Annotated in this window: 28 protein-coding genes, 1 tRNA gene and 3 pseudogenes; 12 read left to right on the top strand and 20 right to left on the bottom strand. The window is 68.4% G+C overall.

Annotated features, from left to right (window positions below):
• Positions 1–95: 95 nt before the first annotated feature.
• Both ACWCXB_RS34715 and ACWCXB_RS34710 read right to left on the bottom strand, forming a co-directional pair.
• Positions 96–224: pseudogene (locus ACWCXB_RS34715) on the bottom strand (ISAzo13-like element transposase-related protein); the annotation flags it as partial.
• Between the two features lie 657 nt (positions 225–881).
• Positions 882–1040: a hypothetical protein gene (locus ACWCXB_RS34710; RefSeq protein WP_450728170.1), complete on the bottom strand. Its 159-nt coding sequence runs from the start codon at positions 1038–1040 to the stop codon at positions 882–884.
• A gap of 538 nt (positions 1041–1578) precedes the next feature.
• Between ACWCXB_RS34710 and ACWCXB_RS34705 the strand changes: the two genes are divergently transcribed.
• Positions 1579–1674 (top strand) — tRNA-OTHER (locus ACWCXB_RS34705).
• Positions 1675–1923: 249 nt separating this feature from the next.
• Here ACWCXB_RS34705 and ACWCXB_RS34700 read toward each other — a convergent pair.
• Positions 1924–2250, bottom strand: a complete 327-nt coding sequence (locus tag ACWCXB_RS34700; protein ID WP_450728168.1) for a hypothetical protein — start codon at positions 2248–2250, stop codon at positions 1924–1926.
• Between the two features lie 59 nt (positions 2251–2309).
• On the opposite strand from ACWCXB_RS34700, the gene ACWCXB_RS34695 reads away from it, so the two are divergent.
• The 4 genes from ACWCXB_RS34695 to ACWCXB_RS34680 all read left to right on the top strand — a co-directional run bounded on the left by ACWCXB_RS34695 (position 2310) and on the right by ACWCXB_RS34680 (position 5640).
• Positions 2310–3332 (top strand): MFS transporter, encoded by a 1023-nt coding sequence (locus tag ACWCXB_RS34695; protein WP_450728166.1) that lies wholly within the window; start codon positions 2310–2312, stop codon positions 3330–3332.
• Between the two features lie 164 nt (positions 3333–3496).
• A complete protein-coding gene (locus ACWCXB_RS34690) occupies positions 3497–3982 on the top strand; it encodes a hypothetical protein (protein WP_450728164.1) in 486 nt (161 codons plus the stop codon).
• A gap of 455 nt (positions 3983–4437) precedes the next feature.
• Positions 4438–5205 (top strand): AfsR/SARP family transcriptional regulator, encoded by a 768-nt coding sequence (locus tag ACWCXB_RS34685; protein ID WP_450728162.1) that lies wholly within the window; start codon positions 4438–4440, stop codon positions 5203–5205.
• A gap of 96 nt (positions 5206–5301) precedes the next feature.
• Entirely contained in the window at positions 5302–5640 is a 339-nt protein-coding gene (locus ACWCXB_RS34680) for a hypothetical protein (RefSeq protein WP_450728160.1), read from the top strand.
• On the opposite strand, the gene ACWCXB_RS34675 is transcribed toward ACWCXB_RS34680, so the two are convergent.
• The 11 genes and pseudogenes from ACWCXB_RS34675 to ACWCXB_RS34625 form a co-directional block, all read right to left on the bottom strand.
• Positions 5631–6254 carry a LysE/ArgO family amino acid transporter gene (locus ACWCXB_RS34675; protein WP_450728158.1) on the bottom strand — a complete coding sequence of 208 codons (624 nt, stop codon included), beginning with the start codon at positions 6252–6254 and terminating at the stop codon, positions 5631–5633. The two genes, ACWCXB_RS34680 and ACWCXB_RS34675, sit on opposite strands and share 10 nt — an antisense overlap.
• On the bottom strand, positions 6251–6658 hold the full coding sequence (locus tag ACWCXB_RS34670) for a TauD/TfdA family dioxygenase (protein WP_450728179.1): 408 nt from the start codon (positions 6656–6658) through the stop codon (positions 6251–6253). Before ACWCXB_RS34670 ends, ACWCXB_RS34675 begins: the two co-directional genes overlap by 4 nt.
• Before the next feature lie 253 nt (positions 6659–6911).
• A complete protein-coding gene (locus tag ACWCXB_RS34665) occupies positions 6912–7295 on the bottom strand; it encodes a hypothetical protein (protein ID WP_450728156.1) in 384 nt (127 codons plus the stop codon).
• A 515-nt stretch (positions 7296–7810) separates the two neighbouring features.
• Positions 7811–9031 carry a beta-ketoacyl-[acyl-carrier-protein] synthase family protein gene (locus tag ACWCXB_RS34660; RefSeq protein ID WP_450728154.1) on the bottom strand — a complete coding sequence of 407 codons (1221 nt, stop codon included), beginning with the start codon at positions 9029–9031 and terminating at the stop codon, positions 7811–7813.
• Complete coding sequence (locus tag ACWCXB_RS34655) at positions 9031–9261, bottom strand: acyl carrier protein (RefSeq protein WP_450728152.1); 231 nt, start codon at positions 9259–9261, stop codon at positions 9031–9033. The genes ACWCXB_RS34660 and ACWCXB_RS34655 overlap by 1 nt, the downstream gene beginning before the upstream one ends.
• Positions 9262–9309: 48 nt before the next feature.
• Positions 9310–10344, bottom strand: a complete 1035-nt coding sequence (locus ACWCXB_RS34650) for a beta-ketoacyl-ACP synthase III (RefSeq protein ID WP_450728150.1) — start codon at positions 10342–10344, stop codon at positions 9310–9312.
• Entirely contained in the window at positions 10341–10733 is a 393-nt protein-coding gene (locus ACWCXB_RS34645; RefSeq protein ID WP_450728148.1) for a hypothetical protein, read from the bottom strand. Before ACWCXB_RS34645 ends, ACWCXB_RS34650 begins: the two co-directional genes overlap by 4 nt.
• Complete coding sequence (locus ACWCXB_RS34640; RefSeq protein ID WP_450728146.1) at positions 10730–11236, bottom strand: hypothetical protein; 507 nt, start codon at positions 11234–11236, stop codon at positions 10730–10732. Before ACWCXB_RS34640 ends, ACWCXB_RS34645 begins: the two co-directional genes overlap by 4 nt.
• A 30-nt stretch (positions 11237–11266) precedes the next feature.
• Positions 11267–11554 (bottom strand): annotated as a pseudogene (locus ACWCXB_RS34635) (transposase); the annotation flags it as partial.
• 636 nt (positions 11555–12190) lie between these two features.
• On the bottom strand, positions 12191–12661 hold the full coding sequence (locus ACWCXB_RS34630) for an SsgA family sporulation/cell division regulator (protein WP_450728144.1): 471 nt from the start codon (positions 12659–12661) through the stop codon (positions 12191–12193).
• A gap of 264 nt (positions 12662–12925) precedes the next feature.
• Positions 12926–13048, bottom strand: a pseudogene (locus tag ACWCXB_RS34625) (IS630 family transposase); the annotation flags it as partial.
• On the opposite strand from ACWCXB_RS34625, the gene ACWCXB_RS34620 reads away from it, so the two are divergent.
• Positions 13044–13196, top strand: coding sequence for an IS3 family transposase (locus ACWCXB_RS34620; protein ID WP_450728142.1), 153 nt, complete (start codon positions 13044–13046; stop codon positions 13194–13196). The pseudogene ACWCXB_RS34625 and the gene ACWCXB_RS34620 overlap by 5 nt on opposite strands.
• Positions 13197–13261: 65 nt before the next feature.
• A complete protein-coding gene (locus ACWCXB_RS34615; protein WP_450728140.1) occupies positions 13262–13474 on the top strand; it encodes a transposase in 213 nt (70 codons plus the stop codon).
• A gap of 226 nt (positions 13475–13700) precedes the next feature.
• Here the strand turns inward: ACWCXB_RS34615 and ACWCXB_RS34610 are convergent, their stop codons facing one another.
• From ACWCXB_RS34610 to ACWCXB_RS34590, 5 genes are all read right to left on the bottom strand, one after another.
• The gene (locus ACWCXB_RS34610; RefSeq protein WP_450728138.1) at positions 13701–14075 is read right to left on the bottom strand and encodes a peptidase inhibitor family I36 protein; all 375 of its coding nucleotides are present in this window, start codon (positions 14073–14075) and stop codon (positions 13701–13703) included.
• A 56-nt stretch (positions 14076–14131) separates the two neighbouring features.
• Positions 14132–14701 carry a helix-turn-helix domain-containing protein gene (locus tag ACWCXB_RS34605; RefSeq protein ID WP_450728136.1) on the bottom strand — a complete coding sequence of 190 codons (570 nt, stop codon included), beginning with the start codon at positions 14699–14701 and terminating at the stop codon, positions 14132–14134.
• Between the two features lie 151 nt (positions 14702–14852).
• Positions 14853–15584, bottom strand: a complete 732-nt coding sequence (locus tag ACWCXB_RS34600; RefSeq protein ID WP_450728134.1) for a hypothetical protein — start codon at positions 15582–15584, stop codon at positions 14853–14855.
• 86 nt (positions 15585–15670) lie between these two features.
• On the bottom strand, positions 15671–16648 hold the full coding sequence (tgmB, locus tag ACWCXB_RS34595) for an ATP-grasp ribosomal peptide maturase (RefSeq protein ID WP_450728132.1): 978 nt from the start codon (positions 16646–16648) through the stop codon (positions 15671–15673).
• A gap of 12 nt (positions 16649–16660) precedes the next feature.
• Entirely contained in the window at positions 16661–16855 is a 195-nt protein-coding gene (locus tag ACWCXB_RS34590; RefSeq protein ID WP_450728130.1) for a putative ATP-grasp-modified RiPP, read from the bottom strand.
• A gap of 410 nt (positions 16856–17265) precedes the next feature.
• Here ACWCXB_RS34590 and ACWCXB_RS34585 point away from each other — a divergent pair, with 410 nt between their 5' ends.
• Together ACWCXB_RS34585 and ACWCXB_RS34580 are read left to right on the top strand one after the other, a co-directional pair.
• A complete protein-coding gene (locus tag ACWCXB_RS34585) occupies positions 17266–17763 on the top strand; it encodes a WhiB family transcriptional regulator (protein ID WP_450728128.1) in 498 nt (165 codons plus the stop codon).
• A gap of 315 nt (positions 17764–18078) precedes the next feature.
• The gene (locus ACWCXB_RS34580) at positions 18079–18708 is read left to right on the top strand and encodes a hypothetical protein (protein ID WP_450728126.1); all 630 of its coding nucleotides are present in this window, start codon (positions 18079–18081) and stop codon (positions 18706–18708) included.
• Positions 18709–19004: 296 nt separating this feature from the next.
• Here ACWCXB_RS34580 and ACWCXB_RS34575 read toward each other — a convergent pair whose 3' ends face one another.
• Entirely contained in the window at positions 19005–19910 is a 906-nt protein-coding gene (locus ACWCXB_RS34575; protein WP_450728124.1) for a hypothetical protein, read from the bottom strand.
• Between the two features lie 487 nt (positions 19911–20397).
• Between ACWCXB_RS34575 and ACWCXB_RS34570 the strand changes: the two genes are divergently transcribed.
• From ACWCXB_RS34570 to ACWCXB_RS34560, 3 genes are all read left to right on the top strand, one after another.
• On the top strand, positions 20398–20691 hold the full coding sequence (locus ACWCXB_RS34570) for a Smr/MutS family protein (protein ID WP_450728177.1): 294 nt from the start codon (positions 20398–20400) through the stop codon (positions 20689–20691).
• A 77-nt stretch (positions 20692–20768) separates the two neighbouring features.
• The gene (locus ACWCXB_RS34565) at positions 20769–21620 is read left to right on the top strand and encodes an isopentenyl transferase family protein (protein WP_450728122.1); all 852 of its coding nucleotides are present in this window, start codon (positions 20769–20771) and stop codon (positions 21618–21620) included.
• Positions 21620–22609 (top strand): cytochrome P450, encoded by a 990-nt coding sequence (locus tag ACWCXB_RS34560; protein WP_450728120.1) that lies wholly within the window; start codon positions 21620–21622, stop codon positions 22607–22609. The genes ACWCXB_RS34565 and ACWCXB_RS34560 overlap by 1 nt, the downstream gene beginning before the upstream one ends.
• The last annotated feature ends 68 nt before the right edge of the window (positions 22610–22677 follow it).

Below are 22677 nucleotides of genomic sequence, written 5' to 3'. Positions count from 1 at the left end.
TACGCTCAACTGGACGTGGTGTTCGCGGTGATGGTGCGGTTCCACTCGCTGCGGAACTCGTGCTTCCACAGGCGCGGGCGGTAGCCGTTCGATCATCCGGCGTGGGCGGTGACCAGCAGGCGGGTGGCCTGCGGATGTGCGCTGGTGCCCATGCTGGCCACCAGCGGCGGATGGTCTCCCACCGCGAACGGCGCGGTGTCGCCGTCGCTGACCACTGGCAGCCAGCTGGGAGACCTGGTGGTCCTGCTCGGCCAGCTCCTCGGCGAGGTTGCGGTTCCGATCGGTGGTCCACCGCGGGCGGGTCGTCGGATCGCTCCGGGACTCGGGCTCGACCAGCGCCTCCAGCAGGTCGTATCGGCCGCGATCAGCGGCTTGCGGCACCTGCCGGCACGTCGCGCCCGCCCCGGGCGCTGGATCGGCGCCTGCCTCCGACGCGTGGACTCCCACGGTGATTGTCACCCGTGAGACACCCGCCGCCCGCGAAACCAGGGAGCCCCCGTCATAGCCAGCGATCCGGCCTCGGCCGCAAGCACCATCCGATGCCGCCGCTCGTCCGAGTGCGGCAGCACCGTGTCACACTTCGCCGCCGGCACCTGCTCGTCGATCTCCACAGCCACGGCCATAGGAGAAGCTCACGGATATTCAGAGCGCGTTGAGATCATATTGAGGCAACTCCTTAGCGGGCGCGCGGCAACATCGTTTGCGCGGACGGAGGCTGTACGGCGATGACATCAGTGCATCGCGGTTATGGTTGGTAGCCCTAAACCGCGGGCTTCCCGGGGTGGGGCGGTGTCTGGGCCGGCTACCGGGCGATACGGCGACCAGTCTTCCGTATCGCACTGATGCGTGACTGATACGGGACTGACCGGTGGGACGCGCGTTCAAGCCGCGGTCGGCTCGACGCCGGGCCGGGCGTCGAGGGGCAGGACCTGGTCGGCCTCACAGGCCACGCACTCGTCGTCGGGCAGCCCCATGATGAGTCTGAGCTGCTCGACCATGGTCTGGCGCAGGGCATCCTTGCTGAGGTTGGAGTGCGGCATGGGTGCCTCCATGTGTTGCCCGGCCCGGGGAGGGCCGGATGTGGCTGACGGTTCTTGCCTTCCGTCGACGGTCCAGCCGGTACGAGTGCCGTACACGGGCGCGTAGGAGATGTGGACGACTGCCCGGTTTGATGGTGCAGAGGAAGAGCCGGCGCAGCCTCTGCGCCGGTCCACCCCACTCAGGAGGGCGACCTCCTGCGCCTTCGGAGCGTTGCGGTGTGCGCGGGAGATCTTGTCGCGCGCAGTTACCTTAAGCAGGTATCCCTCGCTTGCAGGTTCGGGGCGGCGAACGACCCTCTCGGATTCTCGGCCTGGATATGTGATGTGACAGCCCGGAGAACCGGCCTGTCCGTTTCCGACACGGACACATATGTTCCCTCGTGGAGCAATGAGGCCAGGAAAAGTAGAGCACCTGACGGACATCCGTCGAAAGGGGGAGGCACGGATTGGCCGGGGCGTCAGCAGAGCGTCAGTCTCGCATCAGGACGACCTGCCAGAGTATCTCTCGTGAACGGCTTACCCAATCGGCCACTTACCGGGAGAGGTGTCCGGGGTGGTTTATCGGGGACCTGAGTCCGCGCTCGTGGTCGGAGGATCCTCGTGGTCCGGGCAGGTTCGAATCCTGCCCTCTTCCAGCATGAGGAAGCGATCTCGGCGGACCGCAAGGATGTGGGTCCGCCGAGATGGATTCCGCGCTTTCGAGTCGACGAACCGAGTGCAACCCCTTCCGCGTGGACGAAGTTCACTTGGCATCCGAAGCGCCCAGTGTCCGGTGCCCGAGCTCCAGATCGCTGCGCGTGACATCCTCGATATCGATGGGACCGCTCTGCGCGATGAGATCCTCCAACAGCCCGTCGGCCGCCTAATAGTTCACGCGGAAGGCTCAGCCGGCATTGCGGCTACGGAGCGCCCCGACGTGCTCCCCGCGTACGACGAACTCGCAAATGCACTCCACCACCCGTGCGTTGGACTCCTTGCGCAGATACAGCGCTGTCGCGTTCGCCGACCTGCGGACGAGGCGGTGCGGCTCGGCGTGGTTGACCGCGTGGTGGATAGGCTGAGTCAGCAGCACGTCCGGCGTCGGCCACCAGGCTTCGCCCCTCGTCAAGATCGCCTCGGTGGTGTCGGAAAAGGCGCTGACGTACTCCTCCCGCATGGCCCTGAGCACGTGGCCCTTGGTCTCGAAGTACGTGCAGCCGCCCTTGCCCATGCCGGCAGCCGTGGTGATGTCCTGGACAGCCCCCTTTCGCTCCCGTGCGTGAGGAAGACATGACAAATCCCGATCCCGCCGCCCGAGGCAAAGGTCTTCTGCTGCCTTTCATCTGCATCGGGATCTTCATGGTCTACCTCGACTCCACGATCGTGAACGTGGCACTGCCCGAGATCCAGCACGCCCTGTCCACCAACATGACCCAGCTGCAGTGGGTCATCGACGCCTATGCCCTCGTCGTTGCTTGTCTGCTGGCGAGTGCCAGGGGCTGGAGCGACTCGTTGCTCCTCGCCGCCTTCGCCTTCGCCGCCGTCGCGATGACCGCTTTCGTCGGCCGGGAGCTGCGCCAGGAGCATCCCATGCTGCCGATGAGCCTTTCCCGCAGCCCCGTGCTCGTCGTCGCCGGCGCGGTCAACTTCTTCGGCCTGTTTGGCCTCTATGGGAGCATCTTCCTACTCACCTTCTACCTCCAGCGGGTCAACGGGCTGTCCACCACCGAGACCGGCGTACGCTTCCTGGCCCTGAATGTCGCGATCATGGTGTTCTCGTACGTTGCCAGTGTGGTCGCCGCCAAATTCGGTCCCAAGGTGCCGATTCTCACCGGTTCCGTGGCGAGCGTCGTCGGCCTCTTCGCCCTTGGCCTGCTGGGCCCGGGAAGCGGCTACAGCGAGTACTGGTGGTCGATGGCCCTGCTCGGCGCCGGTGTCTCCTTGGTCGGCGCGCCCGCCACCGTCGCCCTGCTCTCCTCGGTGCGCCCCGAGCAGGCTGGCACCGCCTCCGGCGTCTGCCACACCTTCCGGCAGGTGGGCAGCGTCTTCGGCGTCGCCCTCTGTGGCACCTTGCTCATCCGGCACCTAAGTGACGCGGTCCCGGACGCGGTGGCCGGGACCGCCATGGACCCCGGCATGCGGCAGGAAGCCGTGAGCGCGCTCTCGCATGGCGATCTGGGAGTCATCGGACAGCTGCCGGCCCAGCTGCGGGGCCCGGTGAGGGACACGGTCGGCCCGATCTTCACCGAGGGCTGCGGATCGGGTTCACCACTGCCGCGATCGGCACACTCGTCGGCGGCCTGTTCGCCCTGATCATCCTGCCCGGCCGGAAGAAGCAGGCTGCCAAGGCCGCGGCCGCCCCCGCGACAACCGCTCCCAAGCTCGCCTCCGATCCCGCATCTCGCTGATCCAGTGGCGGCGTCCGGCGCGGTGCGTCGTGGCCGCCGGCGCCCCTACACCCCTGTACCGGAGCCTCCGTGGAGACCAAAGTCCTCGCCGACGCCTACCAGGACCTGCTGGCAGCGGCCGAGTCCATCACCGAGAACTGCCCCATAACCGATGCCGACCGGGTCCAGGCGGACTGGCTGCTGGCGCACATCGCCCTCAGCGACCGGGCGCTGATCGACGCCGCTCGTCAGATCCTATTCGGGCACAGTGCCTCGATCGACAACGCCCGGGCCATGTCGAAGTCGGAGATCGCCAAGGTGCTCTCCGTGACGAGTCACACGGAGCGGGTGGGCATGGTCCGCCGTAACTCCCGCGAGCTCCTCGCCGTCCTCGAGCGCACTCCGGATACCGCGGCGGACGGGACGGTCCGCGCCCGGCTGCTCGACCGGAACGGCGCGGTGGTCTTCGAGGACGACTTGCCCTGGGGGGAAGTGATCCGGTTGCGTGCCACGGAGCACATCCCGGGGCACGCAGCCTCCCTGGCGTCCTGGGGCTCAACCACGCGCGGAGTTTGACCTGCTTTCGAACTCCTCGGCATGTGCACCGACGAGGCGTCCGTCCACATCACCCGCAGCCGCCTCGGTCGCCTCACCCGCCAAGGCTTCCTCACCCAACCCGGACGAGGCCGCTACCAGAAACGGACTTGACGACCTCTCAGTTGACTGTCTCCTCGAGGCCGTCGTGTTCGGTGTCGTGCCGCACCTGCACGGGGAAGCGTTGAGATCTGCCTTCCTGCGGGAATTTCTGTGTGCGACAATTCACCATCACCACCACCTGACGACGGGGGTTGGAGGGGTGGTGGCCGGGCGTCTCTGGGCAGCAGGGATAGTGTGGCGCGCTGATGTGCTCCCGCGTGCAGCCCTCCGACGCTTGCCACAACAACTCAAGGGCGAGACCTCGCCCACATTCGTTTCCGACGCAGACAGCTGCAAGGGAGAACGGTGTGCTGAGCTTCTCGATACTCGGAGCCTTGGAGATACGCACCCCCGCCGGGCATGTGGAGATTCCAGGAGACCTGCAGCGCGCTCTCATCCAGGTACTGCTCGTGAGTGAAGGCCGGGCCGTACCGGGTGAGATGCTCGTAGAAGAGGTGTGGGGGGACTCGGCACCGGACCATCAGACCAACGCGCTCCAGGCACACATCAGTCGACTGCGTCGTCGGCTGAGATCCTTGGAACCCGAGCGCATCACCTCGCGTTTGACCACTCATCCCTCCGGCTACCGGCTGGTGGTGGGGAGCGGAGAGCTCGACGCCGCGGAGTTCGTCCAGAAGGTCGGAGAAGCGGAGACGCTGCTCCCCGAGTGCCCCGCGCGGGCGGCCGAACTGTTGCGCCAGGCTCTGGGTATGTGGCGAGGACCAGTATTCGGTCACTTCCCCGGCGGCTCCGCGTGCCGTCTCGCCGGTGCCCGCTACGAAGAGCACCGACTGCGCTCGATGGAACTCCTCTTCGATGCCGAAATCGGTGCCGGCCGCCATGCACAGATCCTTGCCGAACTCAACGACGTCCACACCAGCAACCCGCTGCGGGAACGTTTTTGCGAACAATTGATGATCGCTCTGTACCGGTCGGGTCGCCAGGCCGACGCCCTCGACGCCTACCGCCGCATGTGGCGCAGGCTCTCCGACGAGATCGGCGTCCTGCCCTCACCGTCCCTGCGCGGCGTGGAGCATGCAATTCTGTCCCACGATCCCGAGCTCGCGCGGGGCGGCGACCTCCACATTTCCCAGTTGGCCTGATTCTGAGGTTACCGTCGGCGTCCGTGGCGGGGGAGCACGGTCGCGCGGTGTGCGGCGCCGGTACACATAGGGCCGTACACCGCGGTGGTTCAACCGGTGTGTTCCGCCAGGCGGGATCCGACGACCGAGCCGGCCCGTTCACAGTGGACGATCGAGAACCGGCTCCACCACATCCGGGACACCACCTTCGCCGAGGACGCCTCGGAGATCCGCACCGGCCACGGACCGGCCAACCTGGCCACCCTCCGCAACCTCGCGATCAACGACCTCCGGGACGCCGGACACCGCAACATCGCCACCGGACTCCACGAGGCGTCCTACGAACCATTCACCCGACCACTCAAGCTCCCGGCATCGTCTGACCAGCACCACAACAACAAGATCACCACGACTTTGAATCAGCCCTGGCCACAGACCCAGCGAGTTCAAACGTGAAGCTCAGCCAGCACCTCGCTGCAGAGCATCACCGCGAAGCCCGCCATGACGAGCGAGGAGCAGATCGAGATGATCCGCCGCACCCTGGGCGTCAGCCGGTTACGGACGGCGGAGGCGGCCCCGCCGAGGAAGGTGAACCACAGCAGCGAGGCGAGCACCGCGCCCAGCGCGAAGGCCAGCCGCCCCAGGCCGGAGTGAGTGGCCGCCACCGCGCCCAGCACCCCCACGGTGTCGAGCACCGCGTGCGGGTTCAGCAGCGAGACGCCCGCCGCGCGAACGACCGTTGCACGCGGCCCCGACACGGACGACCCGGTGTCCTCCAGGTGCTCAGCCGACGCTCGCAGGCCCTGCACCGCGAGGTAGAGCAGGTACCCGGATCCGGCAACGAGCAGCACGGTGCGCAGGGTGTCGTTGTTCTGGAACACCGCCCCCAGGCCGAGGGCCCCGACAGCGATCATCAGGGCATCGCAGCACGTCGTCGCCAGCGTGGCGTGCAGGAAGCGCGGGTATCCGAGACTGATGCCTTGCTGGATGATGAAGAGGTTCTGCGCCCCGATGGGCATGATGAGGCCGAGTCCCAGCACCAGCCCCGACAGAGCTTCTGCAAGTGTCACACCCACGGCTCAGCCGAGGATGCGGGACGACGCGGATGCGCGAATGCGCGAATGCCGCGAGAAGGCCGCAGATTTCGGGCGATGATGAGCTTCTTCAGCCAGCGGTCCGTGCCGTCGAACCGTGCCGTGAACGCCTTCCTGCCGTGAACGGCACGGTAGTTGTCGATGATCAGCAGGCTGCCTTGACCGACGATGATGTCCTGCTGGGCAGCTTCGAGCTGCCGGACGATCTCGTCCAGCGCCCTCTCGGCCTCGGTGTCACCGGACAGGCATGCATGAAGTACGGATCGATCCGCAGGTACGGGTCGTCCTCCGCGCCGAAGAGCACGGCGACGGGCTGAGGGTTGTCCCGCATCTCCCGCATCCGGGCGAGCCCGGGGTGCCGGGGGTCCTTGGCGGCCAATTGCCGCAGATGCTCGTCGTCGGGGAGGATGTGAAAACGCTCCTGGAACAGCACATCACGGTGCTCGTCACTCAGCTGGACGTCCCGTATAGAGGCGAGGGTGGTCGGTGTGCCGTCGTGATTTCGCGCGCCGAAGAGCAGTAGGTAGTCGCACCGGTCCGGGTGGAATCCGTCCTCGGTGTGCCACTCCAGCAGCACCTGCCCGTGGCCGCTCTGCGCGCCTTCCTCCTCCTGTACCGGCAGCACGTTCTGAATCATCCTGCCGTCCTGGAGCGTGGACCAGGTGTACGGCTCTCCAAGCGCCATGCCCACCAGCGCCAGAAAGTACTCCTCCCGGCGTCCCGCGGGCGCGTCGGCGGCCTGGCGCCAGCTGGGGGCGTGGGACCGAGCCGCGAGTCGTCAACGGGCAGTCCGTGGATCAGCGCGGCGGCCGAGCCCTCCGTGGAGCGGAACTCGTGCAGGAACCTTCGTAGTCCGTCGGGAAGGTTTGCGGCCAGTTCCCATCTGCGCTCGTAGAAGCGCTCGCCGCCCGGATCGTCGCCGATCCGTGACAGCTCGTCGAGAATGGCCTCGATCCGCGAGATATCACCGAGCCCGAGTGTGTAGCCGGCCGGCGATGTGCGGGTACGGGTGCTCATCATCACTCCAGTGCTCTGGTTGTGTGTCCGGTTGCCCCTCGACCGACCGACACTGGCCTGTCGGTGTGTTAGCGCCATGTGTCACTTGCATGCCAGTCGTCTGTTGCCCTGTGATACGTGCGTCGGGTGACGGAGGTTCTTCCAGAGGCGTGGCGCCTGGTATCTGCCGCTCTGCTACGTGGCTCGCGGCGGACGGATCGGCCGCGCTGAGGTGCCCTGACATCCTGCGGCGTACGCGCACCTCGATGGGGCATGCCTACGGCTGCCGCCGCGTTCCAGTGGGTGCTTCTCCTGTCGTGTGCCCGCCGACAGCTGAGGCGGTGCCGGCCGCCGAACCTCATGCGTCCGGGACGAGGCGTGATTTTGGCACCCTTCCCGCTGGGGTCGGTGCGGAAGGCGTTCGAGGAGACGCCGACGACGGTGCGGGACAGGGCGGCGAGCGCACCGCGTGGGTTGGCGGCCCGTGGCCGGGTCCCGACGGCGGGGAGCCGTCGGGACCCGGCCGCGGGAGGCGGTCAGGCGGAGGCGATAGCCAGGACCGCGTTCTGGCCGCCGAATCCACAGGACTGACTCAGCGCCAGGTCGATCGGCAGGGACGTGGCCGCCTCGGCCACCTTGATGTCGACAACGGGGTCGAGCGCGGTGAGGTTGGCCGTGGGCGGCACCAGACTCTGTTCAACGGTGAGCACGGTGAACACCGCCTCCACCGCACCCGCGGCGCCCAGCAGATGGCCCGTCACGCCCTTCGTCGAGGTCACCAGCGGATCGCCGGGCAGCGCACGCTTCACCACGGCGGCCTCGACCGCGTCGTTGAGCGGCGTGGACGTGCCGTGCGCGTTGACGTGCTGTACATCGCCGGGGGTGGCTCCCGCGTCGGCGAGGGCGGCCCGTACGGCGGTTTCCAGTCCGGACCCGTCCGGACGCGGAGACGTCATGTGATGGGCGTCGGCGGTGGCCCCGTAGCCCAGCACGCGGGCGCGGACCCGGGCGCCGCGCGCACGGGCGTCCGCGGTGCGTTCCAGCACCATAATGCCCGCGCCCTCACCGGCCACGAACCCGTCCCGGTCGACGTCGAAGGGGCGGGACGCCGACGCGGGGTCGTCGTTCCTCCGGGACAGCGCTCCCATTTGCGCGAACCCGGCCATCACCAGCGGTGTGAGCATGGCTTCGCTGCCGCCGGTCAAAACGACGTCGCAGCGGTCGAGGACAAGCAGGTCGCGCGCCGTGCCGATGGCCGTCGCACCGGAGGCGCAGGCCGTCGAGACCACCAGGTTGGGCCCGGTGGCGCCGAACTCGATAGCCGCCTGCCCGGCAAGCATGTTCGGCAGCTGCATCGGCAGGAGCAACGGGGAGACCCGCTCGGGGCCTTGGGTGCGCAGCACCTCATGCTGCGCCTCCACCGTCGCCGGTCCGCCGTCGCCGCAGCCCAGGACGACACCGACGCGGGCGCCGTCCCAGGCCCGCGGTTCGAGACCGGCGTCGGCGAGTGCCTCACGTGCGGCCACGAGCGCGAACTGTACGAACCTGTCCAGGCGCAGGGCCCTCCGGGCGCCGATCAGGGCGTCCGGGTCGAAGCCGGGAACTCGACAGGAGATCCGCACCGGGTTGTGTTCCAGCACCGGGTCGGCCGCGGCGGTGGCGCGGCCCGAGCGGACGGCCGTCCAGCTCGGCACGACCCCGATGCCGCCCGGAGTGACGAGGCCGAGCCCGGTGACGGCGACATCGGTGTCGGCCATCAGATCCTCGCGCCCCGGCTCTCCACCAGTGCCACCATGTCGCCGATGTTCTTCGCCTCCAGCAACTCGTCGTCGCTGACCTTGGCCCCGAACTCGGTCTCGATCATGAGCGACAGCTCCACGACGGCCAGTGAGTCGAGCTCGATGTCCTCGCGGGTGGCCTCGGGAGTGATCAGGTCGGGGGAAACCTTCAGCTTGTCCACGAGCAGGGACTTGAACTGTTCGAACACAACATGTCCTTCCGGTGAGTCGAATGGGGGGATACGGGCCTGGTGGTGTCAGAAGGCAGTGATGTCGGGCCATTCGAGGGTGGTCGCGCCCCACACCAGTCCGCCGCCGAACGCCGTGAGCAGTACCTTGTGGCCGGCCTTGAGCTGCCCGGCCGCCGTGGCCTGCGCCAGCAGCAGGGGGAGGGAAGCGACACCGGTGTTGCCGACGTGCTCGATGTTGGACAGTCGCCGGGAAGGCGGAATGTCCAGCCGGTCGGCGACGGTCGCCAGGATACGGGCGTTGGCCTGGTGCGCGGCGAATCGGTCGATGTCCGTCGGTCGCCATCCCGCCCGGGCCACCGCCTCCCGCGAGGCCTGCGTCATGTGCTCGACCGCGTGCCGGTAGGTGTCCCGCCCGCGCATCCGGAAGTAGTGCTCCTCAGGAGCGGCGGGCCGACCGGACGAGCGCTGACGCGATCCGCCCGCCGGCACCTCGATGAGATGACTCAGCTCGCCGTCGCTGCCGAGCACCAACGGGCCCACCGCGCCCGGCTCCCGGGGGTCTCCGGCCCGCAAGACGATCGCCCCCGCGCCATCCGCGAAGATGACGGCGGTGCTGCGGTCCTGTGGATCGATGATGGTGGTGAACGCGTCCGCCGCGATGAGCAGCACCCGGTCCGCGACGCCAGCCGCGATCAGGCCGGAAGCAGTGGCCAGGCCGTAGAGGAAGCCTGAGCAGACCGCGGACACGTCGAAGGCGGCGACGCCGCCGAGGCCCAGCCGCGAGGCCACGGCAGGAGCGGTGGCCGGACATGGCTGGTCCGGTGTGGTCGTGGCCAGAACGACCCCGTCGGCGGCCGCGCTGCCCGCCGACTTCAGCGCGCGCTGCCCGGCCTCCACCGCCAGGTCGGAGGTGGACGTGCCGGGGGCGACCACGTGCCGGGTGGCGATCCCGGTACGCGTGCGGATCCACTCGTCCGACGTGTCCAGCCGGGCCGTCAGGTCCTCGTTGGTGATCACGTCGGGCGGCACGTACGACCCGATGCCGGTGATCACCGCGGCCCGGCCCATGGCCGCCGGTGACGTCGTGCCCCGCCCGCTCATTCCTGGTTCCTCTGGCCGGCCAGGGCCTCGACCGGCAGCCCCATGTACGCCGTGTGGGCCTCGGCCATGCCGTAGCGCTGCACGGGGGTGGTGTCGGGCATCCGGACCCCGGGCCCCAGTTCGTAGCCGCCGATCTTGTCAGACAGGGCACGGAACCCGAACTCCGGGATCAGGGCCTCGCGCAGCGGGCCAGGCCCCTTCGGGAAGTCCGGTATGACGGAATTCCTGTGGTGGCCGGTCTCGCCCCGGTCTCGCAGGGTGCCCTGGGCGACCGACGTAAGCGCGTACGTGAGGTCGCGTTCACTCGGGCCGAGGGTGAGTTCCTTCGCTCCGTCCAGCGGACCGGGCGCCTTGTCCCAGTCCGCCTCGGGAGCCACGGGGTCAGTCATGCGGCCGTCTCCTTTCTGGTCTGGTGAGCCAGCGCGGTGCCCCGGGCCGGGTCGAGCGAGCCGGTGAACAACCCGCCGCGTAACTGATCAACGGGGGCGTTGCCCGCGAGTCCGAGGACGGGCCTTACGGAACCGGGAGCCCAGGTGCGTACGGCGTTCCAGTGGTACTCCGCCCAGGCGGGAGCCGCCACGGCAGCCGCCTCGCTCGCCAGGCCCAGAGCTGCGTCACCCGCCAACGCGCGGCGTCCGACGACGTATGAGTGGTGGGCAAGGCCCGCGGAGGGGTCCCGCGCGGGCGTGCGCTCGACGAGGGGCACACTGGTGAAGACGTCCTCCCGCAGAGACCTACCGCTGATGGTGTACACGCCGTCGCTCTCGGTGTCCTTCCCGGCGATCCGGAGCGGGTGGTTGCGCAGAGGGAAGGAACCTTCGTTCCCTTCGGTACCCGGCGTTGCGACAGAACACGCGGAGGGAATCTTCTCGACGGTTCCGTTCGAGGGCATGGTTGGCCTTTCGGTACGGCCTGTGGCATTTCAGCGCGGTACGTCGAATTCCGATGTTCCCGATCCTGACAGTCGCCTCTGACCCGTCTCTGACATCGAGCTGATCCTGCCCTGCCGAGGCCGGTGAGTTTGACGAGGCCGCCACTCCGGACGTGAGGCAAGGCCCGCCCTGGCCAGTTCTGGTTTGGTGGCGCAGGCCCGCTCCTCGGGGATCTTCGCGGCGCGGCAGCGCTCGCGGTCGTCCGTCCAGGACTTGGGCGAGTAGAGCTCGCGGTCCACCAGGGCCCGGCCGCGTGTGGTGGCGTAGGCGGCGAAGAGTCGGGTAGGACCGGCGGCTCAAGCAAGCCCCAGAGGCTCACAGAGCCGGGACATCCGGCACTTCACATACTCACTGACGGCTCTCCTGTCCGCACACCGAGCGACTGAGCGCTGACACCGGGATTGCGGTGCCTTTCGGTGAAGAAGCCGATGACAGCGGCGTTCCGGGTGCCGGTGTTCCGGACGACGCCGCGCCTGCGTGTATCAGGCTGGGCGGTTCAGCGGCTGTGTCACCGACGCCGGCATGGGCGGTGAGGGCGCCGACGGGGGATTACCGGCGAGGTGATCAACGCGTGTGGACCACCGGGAGGCCGGTGAACGGCTGGGAGGGCCGACTGAAAGGTTGGGGCGACCGCTCCTCGTCACAGCGGCGGGCCAAGAGGGTTCCGATGGATCGTCGGTCGGATCGATGTGGGGTACGTGGTGCGAGCGACGAGCAGCGGGGCCGGACAGAGTCGAACGCCAGGCGGTCGTGACCCCCGCGTGGTCATCGGCGTTGCCGCCATAATCGTCGGCGCCGGCGGGCGTGGGACTTCGGCGTGCGGAAGACAAGAGGGGCTCCGGCCTGCCGCGCCCGCTGAACCCGGGCAAGGTCTCCCGACCCGTCCGCCGAATCCTGCACGGGTCCACGGGGGGTCACAGCTCGCCCTCGGTGGACCCCGACGGCAGGTCGTCCACTACGACTGGGGTCGCGAGCAGGGCGGCCAGACCGTCGTCAATGCCGAGGTGCTCCGTCTCGGTGCCCGGCGGCACCGCGCGCACGGTCCGCTCCAGCCAGGCGGACACCTGCGCGCTCGGCGCTTCCAGGAACGCGTCACCGTCAGGCGACGACAATGCCATCAGGATCACGTTGCGGCCCTCGACCTTGCCAGGCCAGACGCGGATGTCACCATGGCCGGACGGACGGAGGACGCCCTCCATGAGCAGCTCGCGGGCGAGCGTCCAGTCGACCGAGTGCTCGGAATCGATATGAAAGATGATGCGGACCGCATACGGGTCGTCCGTGCGGTACGTGAGACGGGCGGGGACGGGGATCGAGTGCGCGGCGGAAAGGATGAGCTGCAGCTCAAGCTCGCATACGACGACGTTGCTCTGGGTGTTCTGCATGACGCGACGCCTCTCTCTTGGTGTGCCTTCACCTGAAGAGAGGGGGATCGGGCGGGATCATTACGCGACTTCCGAGAGCTTTTTTGAAGAAGTTCTTCCCGCCTCGGCGGCCGAGGCGACTGAACAGAGGCCCGAGGAACACGGCAACCGCCGATGCATTGCCTCGTCTTCCTGGGCGACACCCCAGATCCGGCGGGCCCGGCAGCTGGTTCGTCGGCCCGACCAGCATTGCGAGAGATCGTGGAAACCGGCGCGCTGCTGCTTGTGACCTGAGTCAGAGATTCGGTGGCAGTAAGCGGCGACTCTGTCGAGGATCTCGTCGGCTGTCTTCGTCCAGACGAAGGGCCGGGGGGCCTCGTTCCAGTCGGTGAGCCAGTCCCGGATGTCGCGTCCCGGAGCCGAGGCCCGCGAGGCGAGGCGGCGGGCTGCTGAGGCCCTGGCGCACGAGGTCACGGTGATCCACATCGCGTCCCGGCGGAACTACGGCGTCCCGCGCATCACCGCCGAACTGCGCCGGCGGGGCCGGCCGGTCTGAGGTTCCCCCGAGATGCGGGGATGGGTGACAGAGGTCAGATGGGTGTCATGAGAGGAGCCCAGACGATGCCTGCCCCGAGGAAGTACCCGCTGGAGTTGCGTGAGCGTGCGGTTCGGATGTACCGGACCTCCGAGCCGAAGCCCGTGATCCGCCGCATGGCCGAGGAACTCGGCGTGCACCACGAGGCCCTGCGTAACTGGATCCGGCAGGCCGAGGCCGACGCCCCCGAAAACGGGCTGTCACCGCGCCATACCCCCACACCGTCGTCACCTTCCTGACGCGTGGGCGACCCGCTCGTCGGAGGCCAGGGGGAGTCGGGTCGATCGCGGCGCGGCGGCCGGAGCCGAACGGGGCTGTCGGCCGAATCGGCCGACAGCCCCAGGCACCCGACGGCGATCGCTACGTCCAGCGCGTCCCGCTCTCGGACGCCCGTTCCACCCGGGCAGGCAGGGCCCACGGTTGGGGGCAGGCGGGGCCGACGGGCTTTCGTCGATGTCAGCCGGTCTAGCAGTCGCCGAGGCCGACCGAGCTCACCGTGTCGTTGAGGTACGGCCCGATATTGGGCGTCGGGTGCCCCGGCGGGACGGGAATGCAGATGCCCGTGCCGTCGTGGTCCGTGTAGAGCCTCCACGTCTCGTTCGTCCGGTTCCAGTAGGACGTCGTCGTGTCGTTCCACTGGTGGTGGAGGAGCGGAATGTCCGGGAAGACCATCAGGAGGCCGTTGTAGTTCGTGTCGCCGAACAGGCAGAGCATGTTTTCCGGACACCGCTCCCAGCCCTCGGTGGCGGCCGCGGGGGTGGTGGTCGCCGCGGTGGCACCGATGGCGAGCGCGCCCGCCAGGACCATGCCGGAGATCTTCCGGGAGATCCTCTTGTTCATGGGTTACCGCTTCCTTGGTCGCCCCAGCAGGGCTTGACAACAAGTGACTTGGACCGTCACCCACCTACGTGGACCGGCCGGAACCGGTTCATGACCACGACACCGGTAGGTGTCGCATGTCCGGCAGGACGGGGCCGGTGCTCGGCGAGCTGTCGCTCGGGATGGATGTCGGAGGCATCGGCGCCCGCCGCCGTGGTGAGCCGGGTACGGGTGTCGATTCGCACCTTCCGACGCGGCGCGTACGGGGATTCGCCCGGACCGCGGTCGACGGCGCCGAACGACACGGACACGGGCGTGCCGTCCAAGGGGTCAGCGAGGTGTTGGCCGCGCCGGGGATACCGGTCCTCCAACGCGAGGTACGGGCCCAGCGAGTCGACGATCCGGCCGGCGGACGACTTCGAGACATCGAAAAGCCCTGCAATATGACGCAACGTCAGATTCGTTCTCAGGTACGCTGCCACCAGCAGCACACGCCGCTCCAGCGGCAGGCTCCACGGCCGCCCCCGACGGGTCTTGTCGACTCCCTGCGCGCGGAGCGTCGAGACCAGCGCGGCGAAGGCGTCCGGCGTGAGTCCGGTGAGCGATGTGACCCACGCCGCGTCCGCTCTCTCTCGTCCATGATGCACAGCAAGGCACCTCCACGTGTGCCGACGGCCGCGCGTTGCACCGCCGGCCCTTCAACATGAACAGAGGCCCGGCATTCGTCCATTCGACCCGAGGAACGGGCAGGCAGGCGCCTGCGCGGTGTTCCCGCAGAAGTCGCTCCGGGCGGGCGGATCAGTCCCGGCCCGCGTCCCTGTGGAGGGCGCGCACATCCGCGGCCAGGTCGGCCACGGGGACACACTGGCCGCCGAACCCGTCACATCGGGCGAGGACCGCATCGTGCATGAGTTCACAGGTGTCCATCGGCTCTACCGTCACCGCGTTCACCGGAGCCGGCAACCCGTGCACTTGCGAGGCAAGGGACAACTTCACCCGTCCCGCCCGAGTCGCGGCGGCCAGCCTCACCACGCGAGGATGCACGGCCAGCCTCTCCACGCCGGAGAGAGGCGTGCCCAGGTCGACCACCGGCATGATCGCGGTGGCGCGGCCGAGCGAGGTGACGGCCGCGTCCACGTCCGCAGCGGATCGCACGTCGGGCAGGACCACACCATCCGCGACCTCCGCCAGTTCCGCGAAACGCGGGCCCGGATCCACGTGTCCGCCGAAACCGATCCGGTGGGTCGGGTCCATACGCAGCCACACCTGCGCGTCGAGGCATGCGCGGACGGAACCCAAGACTGTGCGTGCGGCGCTGAGAGCCGAGTTCACGCCCTGGCGCGCCGCGCACGTGAGGACGTCGATGATGACCGCGTCCACCAGACCCGGCTCCCACTCCTCGAAGTGGGGAGGTCGACCGGGGTCGGCCATGACGAAGGCACGAGGTGCCGTGAACCTGTTGGGACGGTCGAGGAACTCAGGGATCTGCTGCTCCACGCTCACGAAGACCTCCCCTGGGCTGTGCTTCACGCGGCGCCCGTCGATGATGTGTGCGGCCCTTGCTCGGAACTCCGTCACTTACGCATCCCCGACTACGCACCGCGAGCCCGCTCGGATCACCAGCTGGAGATCCTGCTGCGCTTCGCCCCGCGGCCCCCTCGGCTCAGCGGGGATTCGTCGCTGAGCCATGCCGCCACCGCGGCCGCGATCGGCTGCTCCGTCTCCAACTCGACGAACCCGAACTGGCCACCCTGGTTGCACTCCAGGAACCACCATGTCCCATCGGGGTCTTCCGCCAGGTCGAAGGCGCCATAGGACAGTTGGGCACGCTCCAGGTACACCGCGACCGAGCGGCGCACATGCCCGGGGGTCTTGACCGGATTCCAGCGGTGCCCGGTGTTCCCGTAGCGGCCATCGACCTGATCCGCCCCCGCGACCTTGCGTGCCGCGAAGCACTGGTCGCCCACCATGGTGAGCCGGATGTCCGCGCGCTTGCGCACGAATCGCTGCAGCAGGGTCGGCCCCGCCGCCACGCTGGAGAAGTCCGCATCGGCCGGCACGAGCGTCGTAGGCAGGGCTACGGGCGGGTCGCCCAGCGGCCGGCTCGACACGGGCTTCACGACCACATGCCGGTACTGCCGGGCGAAATCCTGCGCCACCTGCGGATAAGTGGTCACGACGGTGGCCGGCACGGCGAAGCCACAACGATGAGCCAGGCGCAGTTGCCATGGTTTGAGGCGGGCGCGGGCGGCCGCGGCGGGCTCGTTCATCCAGCGTCCCCCGATGCCCTCGAGCAGCCCGTAGAACGCCTGCGCGCTCTCGGCGGTGAGCCACTCGCACGAGTCCTCGGCGTGCGCGGCGGGCACGCCGGGGCGCCGTACCCACACCGAGCGGACGTGATCCAGGTTGACCACGCGGCCCCCGCTCGACAGATACCCGTGGAACTCCCCACGTACGTACTCCCCCGACATCGCACCGCGGTCCGGCAGATCCGCCGGATCGAAGCGCAGCAGCGGTACACCACCGTCGTTCAACCGACTCACCACCATGTCGGCAGTCACGTCCTGCTCACAGGTCAGCACCAGCACGGTCATGGCAGGACCGCATCAGTCGTCGAAATGTGTGGCGGAGCCCGCCGTGGACGCGGTGGAGCCGAGCCGCAGCATGAGGTCCTTGTCCTTCGCCGCGAGTCGTCCATCGGCCAGCACGTTCAGCTGCAGGACGTCGTCGTACTCGAAAGGAGCGTCGGTCACGGGCTCCTGCTCCGCGACGGTCGCGTATCGCCACAAGAACTGCTTCATCTGGTTCCCCTTCCCTCCGGGGCCGGCGGGCCCGTCAGGAGCGACTACGTTCCGGACATGGCCGAATCCTCGATTACGGGACAAGTTCCGTCCTTCCGCCCAGGCGGTCGCCAACGTGCTCGCGCTCCGAGTCCACGGACGTCGACAGGAGGCACACGGCCCCTCCTCCGGCGACCACTCCCGGCCACATCGAGCCGGCACAGCCGCTCAGGCGAGGTACGTGTGGCTGAACTTCGCCCCCTGCCGGTCCGTAGAGGCAGGAGCACGTCCCGCGCTCGTGCCGGACAGTCAGTCACCCGACAGGGGGTCGAAAGTGAACACCGAACGGTGAGGGCGAGCCCGACGGCGGTGCCTGAGTCGGTGCGCGCCGGAGTCGGTGGAGTCAAGTCCCGAACTACGAGGTGAACCCGTTGATCAATGCTGAGGTCGAGACAGGCGCCGCCGCCTGCCAGGGAGCGGATCCTGCCCTGTTCTTCCCCGCCGATGCCCGTCCTCATCGTGAGGAGGAGGTGGAGGCCGCGAAGAACCTGTGCGGCACCTGCCCGGTGCGTCAGCGGTGTCTCACCCGCGCGGTGGAGCTCGATGAGTGGGAAGGGATCTGGGGCGGGTTCACCGGACGGGAACGACGCCGCATGCGGATGCAGGCACAGCGGTTGCGTCAACTCGACCGCCGGTTGATCAACGATCTGCTGGCGGGCCGTCGGGTGACGGTCCGAGGTCTGGACAGGCCGGCGGTGGTCCACGCTCTGGCCCGGCGCGGGTGGAGCCAGGCCCTTATCGCCCAAGCGCTCGGACTTGAGCCCTTCGCCGTCCAGCTGGCCTCGGCCACCGCGGCGGACGCCGAACTCTACGTCGCCGCCGAGCGCAGGGCCGCGCAAGGGACACTCGAAGTCGCCGCCTTGCGCTGAGTCTCGGCCAGGTGCGGTGTGGCTCCCGCGCTGCGCGGGACCGGCTGACCTGCCAGAGGCCAAGGACGACGTGGCCCCGGGCGTACGGGCCGTCGAGGGGGGCAGCGGCAGCCGACCGGAGCCCCGCGGTGACGGGATGGGCTGGCAGGTCGCATCCGTAGCGCCTACGCGCCCCTCAGGGGCCGGCCCCATCCCCTTCCGCACGTGGACCTGACGGCTCTCCGCCGCAACCCCACCCCTGAAGTCCGGGGCTGGGGCGTCACGGAGAACCTGGCAGATCGCCTGGCTCACCCTGAGAGAGGATCCCGATCCACCATGGCCGTCGCCCCGACGCACCGCGCCGTCTTCCTCGAGCGCACTGCCGACGAGTCCCCTGCCCCGATCGTCGTCCTGCGCCGCCGCGTCGCCGACTTCGACCTGTCCGACCGTGAGCGGGAGCGTGGCTGGGAGGTCACCTTCCAGACCGTCTTCACCGCCGACTCCGCTCTGACCGGCTCGTTCCCCAGCACCCTGACCCCCACCATCGCGCCGATGACCTGGACGAGATACCCGCAGGTCGAAGAAGCTCCTTACGCGGCGTGCGTGGTCACCTACCTCGGCTCCGCCGACGACATCCACGGTTGGTGGCTCCACTACACCCAGCTCCGAGACGAGTCGGGAGAACCCCAGCCCGCCCTCACCCTGATCGCGCCCTGCGCATGCGGCACGTACATCGACGTGAAGGTCCGGGACGAGGACGCGCTGATCGTGATGCTGGACGAACTCGACACTGCGCCTGGTGCCCCCGTCGCATGCGACTACCACCTGCGCATCCGCTCCCACAGCTACGCCGATCCGGCGCACAACAGTTTCCTGCGGCCCTCCGTGGACACGTCGCCGCCGAATCCTGAAGCTTCACCCAGGCGTGCCCCGGCAGCGAGCACCGCGCCGCGATCGCCGCAGTGAGCAACAGTCGCGAGCCGACCTACCCCGGGGGGGCTCCCGGCGTCAGGCACACGGGCGCCCCGGCGGGGCGCCGCTGGGCGTGCAGGAGGGGACACAGGGCGAGGCCCCCTGCACCATCGAACTCAGCAGGCCGGATACCCCCACGGCATGTGCAGACAGGTGGCCACGACCCCCGAGGAGCCGTGACGGCACTCGTCCCACAGGGCTGGGCTGCTGTCCCCACCACGGCTACGACAAGCCATCCGGAAAGGTTCAACGGCGTTGGCGCCTTTCTTCCTGCAGGCGGGACGACGACTTCAGCACGTTCCTCGACGAGGCTCTGGCCAGGGCCGTCCCCACCAAGAACGGGACAAACCTCGCGAAGGTGCACCCAAGGTGTCGCGGAGGCCGTCACCGCGCGAGGCCATGGCCGTGGTCAACGGCCCAATCCACCGGCTACGACACTCTCGCCGGACCTGGGCTCTCCCCTCCGGAGAACCGGCCTCGTGCTCCTGATAAGCGCTGGAGAGATCGTCCAGGTGCTGCCGAGCCTTGTCGAGAAGGTCCGTCGGTTCGCGCATCGCGGTGTCCAGGAGCTGGATACCGTGCTCAAAGTCGTGGAACCCGATACTCCGCCACAGCGCAGCGATCTTCTCCGTGGCCCTGTCACGGTCAGCGGGCCGGGCCTTGCACCCTGCTGGCCATTCGCCCGGGCCAGGCCGGGCGGCTACCGCGCAGCACCCACCGGCCAGCCGGCGAATCGCCTCGGCGGCGAAACCCGGGCCGAGGCCGAATCCGCGCCACTCCGCCTCCAGGAACATCCTGTCCAGGATCAGCAGGTCACCGACCGGCCATTCGATGGCCTTCTCGAAGGCCTCCGAGAATTCGTTGCCACCGGCGTCGAACACGGCGGCCGCGATACTCACCAGAGCCCCGGACTCCGCGTCGGCGGCCTTCGCACGGTTGCCGCCGGTGCAGTCCCGCAGCCGCCAGAAGGTCGCATGTCCGATGTCGCGACCGTTGTCAATCTGATCCTGGCACACCACAGTGCAGCCGCCCTCGCACTCGTCTTCCTCGAAGTGGAAGGCACGGATCGACACACGCCACGCCTCGATCGTATCCTCGAAGTCATAAGGCACGGCGGGGTGCTGATGGGTATAGGACAACTGCAGATGCGCCGGGTCAGCGGGCATCTCGTAAACAGGGCGACGCGTCCTATTCATGTCATGCAGGCTAACACGGCGGGTTTTTCACACAGTTGTCAAACATATCTCGCCGTTTGCTGCTCCACACCGCGCTCGCGCCGGAACAGGTGACGGTGAGGCCCACGGCAACCAGGGCAGGAACCGAGGGTCCCTCACCGTCGCGCGGGACTACGAAGAGAAGCACGGGACGGTTCAACCAGACCTCCTGGACCCGTGAGCAGAGCCAGTACCGGCGCCCTCGGACAGGGGGTGGCGAGGCCCCGCAGGGGGAGGTGCGGGGCCGCGCCGGTCGGGTGCCCCTCGCAAGAGGCGCTCCCACCACGCCTGTCTACGACCGCACACACCTGCCGGGTTCACACCAAGTTGGCCATCGTATGAGTGCTGCGGACGTCGTGGCCCCAGGCGTGGCCGACGGCCCGTTCGGTAAACAAACGTCAGCCGGTCCGTTCATGTATGACCGAGCGGGCCACGTGAACAGCAGGTACATTGCTGTAGTTTGAACGACGTGCCATCATCCCAGACACACCATGAGTCAGCGAAAGCGAGAAGTGTCTTGCGGTCACTCGATCTACATCCTATTTTCCGCAACAACCGGGACATCGACTCCGCGGTGAGGTCCTTCATCTTCACCGTCTACAACTCCGGCGACTCCATAGCCGAGATCATTCCGGGCAAGGGGAAGCAACGACTCAAGAGCCACGTTCTGGCATACCTGAATCAGAACCACATGCGACGCTTCTACCGCAGGGTGGAGGCGGATCCGAACAACGCGGGCCGCATCGTCGTCTACTTCAAGTAGCACGACCGCCCTACCGGGTCCGGCCCGATCGGCTCGGAAGTAGATCGTCCTGGAGCAGGCGGACGCCCAGGGAGCACATGAGCACTCACGGCGTACCGTCCCGCTCCTGCTCTCCGACATCAGCGCCGCCCTCAGAAGAGTTCGACCTGTGGCCCACGGCGTTCTCGACCGAGGCTTTCTCTCCCGCGAAGGAGTGTGAGCGCAATACCCGCTGTCCTTCCCCGTCTCGAAGTCCCACGCCGGCGGAACTCCGCCGATCGACCGACCCGGCAGCTCGTTCTCGTCGTCGGCCCGACCGGTGTGGCAAGACCGACCGGAGCATGGACATCGCCCGAGCCACGGGGAGTCGCATCGTCGTGCTCGACCGGGTGCAGTGCCGTCGCGAGATCGCCATCGGTTCGGGACGTCCCGAACCGATGAGTGGCGTCGACCGGGTCTTCCTCGCGGATCGAGCCGTCGCCGACGGCGTCATCTCCCCCGAAGCCGGGTACGACAGTCTCGCCCGGCTGCTCGCCGGAAACGAGCCGACGGTCGTCGAAGGTGGTTCCGTCTCCTTGCTCAACCTGCTCGCGGGTGATGCCCGATGGCGCGAGAACGCCGAGATCGCCGGCGAATACGTGCGCCATGGGAGGGACTTCCGGCACCGCGTTCACGAGCGGGTCGACGGCATGCTCCGCCCGGGGCGCGCGGAGCGCACGATGCTGGACGAGATACGTGACCTCTGGCCGGATCCCCGCACGCACGCGGTGCTCGCGGGAGTCGTCGGCTATCGGGAGATCATCGCCCATGCGGGAGACGACCACGGCTTCCGGTTCACCGGCGCCGCACTCGGCCGGCTCGTCGACGCCGTCACCACCGCGCATCTGGCGTACGCGGCCATCCAGATCGGCGAGCTCGACACCGTTCTCCGCCCGTTCCGAGGTGCCTGATGGACGGTGGACCACCCACGCTCATGGGCGGACCGCACGTCTACGACCGCCTGGCCGAACTCGCGGAACGTGCCCCGTTGGTCCGCGTCCTGCTCCACGGCACCGTGCCGGCCTGGCTGCTCACCCGGCCCGCCGACATCCTCGAAGCCGCCCGCGATCCGCGGCTGACCAGCGACGACGCGGTACTGGGGCACGCCGGCCGTTCCTGGGTCAAGTTCGGGTTCATGAGCATGGACGGCGCCGAACACCTCCGGCTCCGCAGAATCGTCGCCTCCGCGTTCACGCCGCGCCGCACCGCCGCGTTGGAACCGTACGTCACGGATACGGTGGACGAACTCGTCGACCCCGTCGCGCCCGCCGGCCGGGCCGACCTGGTGGCGGACCTCGCGCTCCCGCTGCCCATGGTGGTGCTCTGCAAGCTGCTCGGTGTCCCGATCGGCGAACGCGCCCAGTTCGAGGGCACCGTGAACGCCCTGGTGCGGGCGTCCGCGGATCGCCCGTCCGATGCACGAGCCGCCCGGGCCGCACTGTACGACTATCTCACCGATCTCGTATGCCGGAAGCGACGGAAGCCCTCCGACGACCTGCTCAGCGAACTGGCCACCGCCTCCCAGTTGTGTGAGCGGGAGATCGTGGAAACCGGCGCGCTGCTGCTGGTCGCGGGGTACGAGACCACCGCGAACCTGATCGGCGCCGGCAGCCTCGTGCTGCTCACCCATCCCGAACAACTACGGCTGATACGCGACGCGCCGACCACACTGCCCGACGTGGTGGACGAACTGGTCCGGTACCGCGGGCCCGTGGCCATCGGCGCCACCCGCTACACCAGGGAGCCGGTGACCATCGCGGGCAGCCGCATTCCGGCCAGGGAACGGATCGTCCTCGGATTCGGGGCGGCCAACCACGACCCCGACCGCTTCCCGTCCCCACACCGCCTGGACGTGACTCGCCCCAGTACCGTTCCTAGTGTCATGCGCCTGAAATCCTGAGTGTTAGTCAGTACCTTGTTGGCATGTCGCATCCGGGACCTTCTGCTGTGGAGATCGTGCTGTCCGAG

This window comes from Streptomyces sp. NPDC001514 (genome assembly GCF_053597075.1).
The sequence above is the reverse complement of the archived record's forward strand: the minus strand, read 5'-3'. Positions and strand labels throughout refer to the sequence as shown.

Coding starts and splice junctions, on each gene's coding strand:
- ACWCXB_RS34710 (WP_450728170.1), bottom strand. CDS start 1,040: ATGCCGCACTCCAACCTCAGCAAGGATGCCCTGCGCCAGACCATGGTC.
- ACWCXB_RS34700 (WP_450728168.1), bottom strand. CDS start 2,250: ATGGGCAAGGGCGGCTGCACGTACTTCGAGACCAAGGGCCACGTGCTC.
- ACWCXB_RS34695 (WP_450728166.1), top strand. CDS start 2,310: ATGACAAATCCCGATCCCGCCGCCCGAGGCAAAGGTCTTCTGCTGCCT.
- ACWCXB_RS34665 (WP_450728156.1), bottom strand. CDS start 7,295: ATGAGCACCCGTACCCGCACATCGCCGGCCGGCTACACACTCGGGCTC.
- ACWCXB_RS34660 (WP_450728154.1), bottom strand. CDS start 9,031: ATGGCCGACACCGATGTCGCCGTCACCGGGCTCGGCCTCGTCACTCCG.
- ACWCXB_RS34650 (WP_450728150.1), bottom strand. CDS start 10,344: ATGAGCGGGCGGGGCACGACGTCACCGGCGGCCATGGGCCGGGCCGCG.
- ACWCXB_RS34645 (WP_450728148.1), bottom strand. CDS start 10,733: ATGACTGACCCCGTGGCTCCCGAGGCGGACTGGGACAAGGCGCCCGGT.
- ACWCXB_RS34640 (WP_450728146.1), bottom strand. CDS start 11,236: ATGCCCTCGAACGGAACCGTCGAGAAGATTCCCTCCGCGTGTTCTGTC.
- ACWCXB_RS34630 (WP_450728144.1), bottom strand. CDS start 12,661: ATGCAGAACACCCAGAGCAACGTCGTCGTATGCGAGCTTGAGCTGCAG.
- ACWCXB_RS34620 (WP_450728142.1), top strand. CDS start 13,044: ATGTCGCGTCCCGGAGCCGAGGCCCGCGAGGCGAGGCGGCGGGCTGCT.
- ACWCXB_RS34615 (WP_450728140.1), top strand. CDS start 13,262: ATGCCTGCCCCGAGGAAGTACCCGCTGGAGTTGCGTGAGCGTGCGGTT.
- ACWCXB_RS34610 (WP_450728138.1), bottom strand. CDS start 14,075: ATGAACAAGAGGATCTCCCGGAAGATCTCCGGCATGGTCCTGGCGGGC.
- tgmB (WP_450728132.1), bottom strand. CDS start 16,648: ATGACCGTGCTGGTGCTGACCTGTGAGCAGGACGTGACTGCCGACATG.
- ACWCXB_RS34590 (WP_450728130.1), bottom strand. CDS start 16,855: ATGAAGCAGTTCTTGTGGCGATACGCGACCGTCGCGGAGCAGGAGCCC.
- ACWCXB_RS34580 (WP_450728126.1), top strand. CDS start 18,079: ATGGCCGTCGCCCCGACGCACCGCGCCGTCTTCCTCGAGCGCACTGCC.
- ACWCXB_RS34575 (WP_450728124.1), bottom strand. CDS start 19,910: ATGAATAGGACGCGTCGCCCTGTTTACGAGATGCCCGCTGACCCGGCG.
- ACWCXB_RS34565 (WP_450728122.1), top strand. CDS start 20,769: ATGAGCACTCACGGCGTACCGTCCCGCTCCTGCTCTCCGACATCAGCG.
- ACWCXB_RS34560 (WP_450728120.1), top strand. CDS start 21,620: ATGGACGGTGGACCACCCACGCTCATGGGCGGACCGCACGTCTACGAC.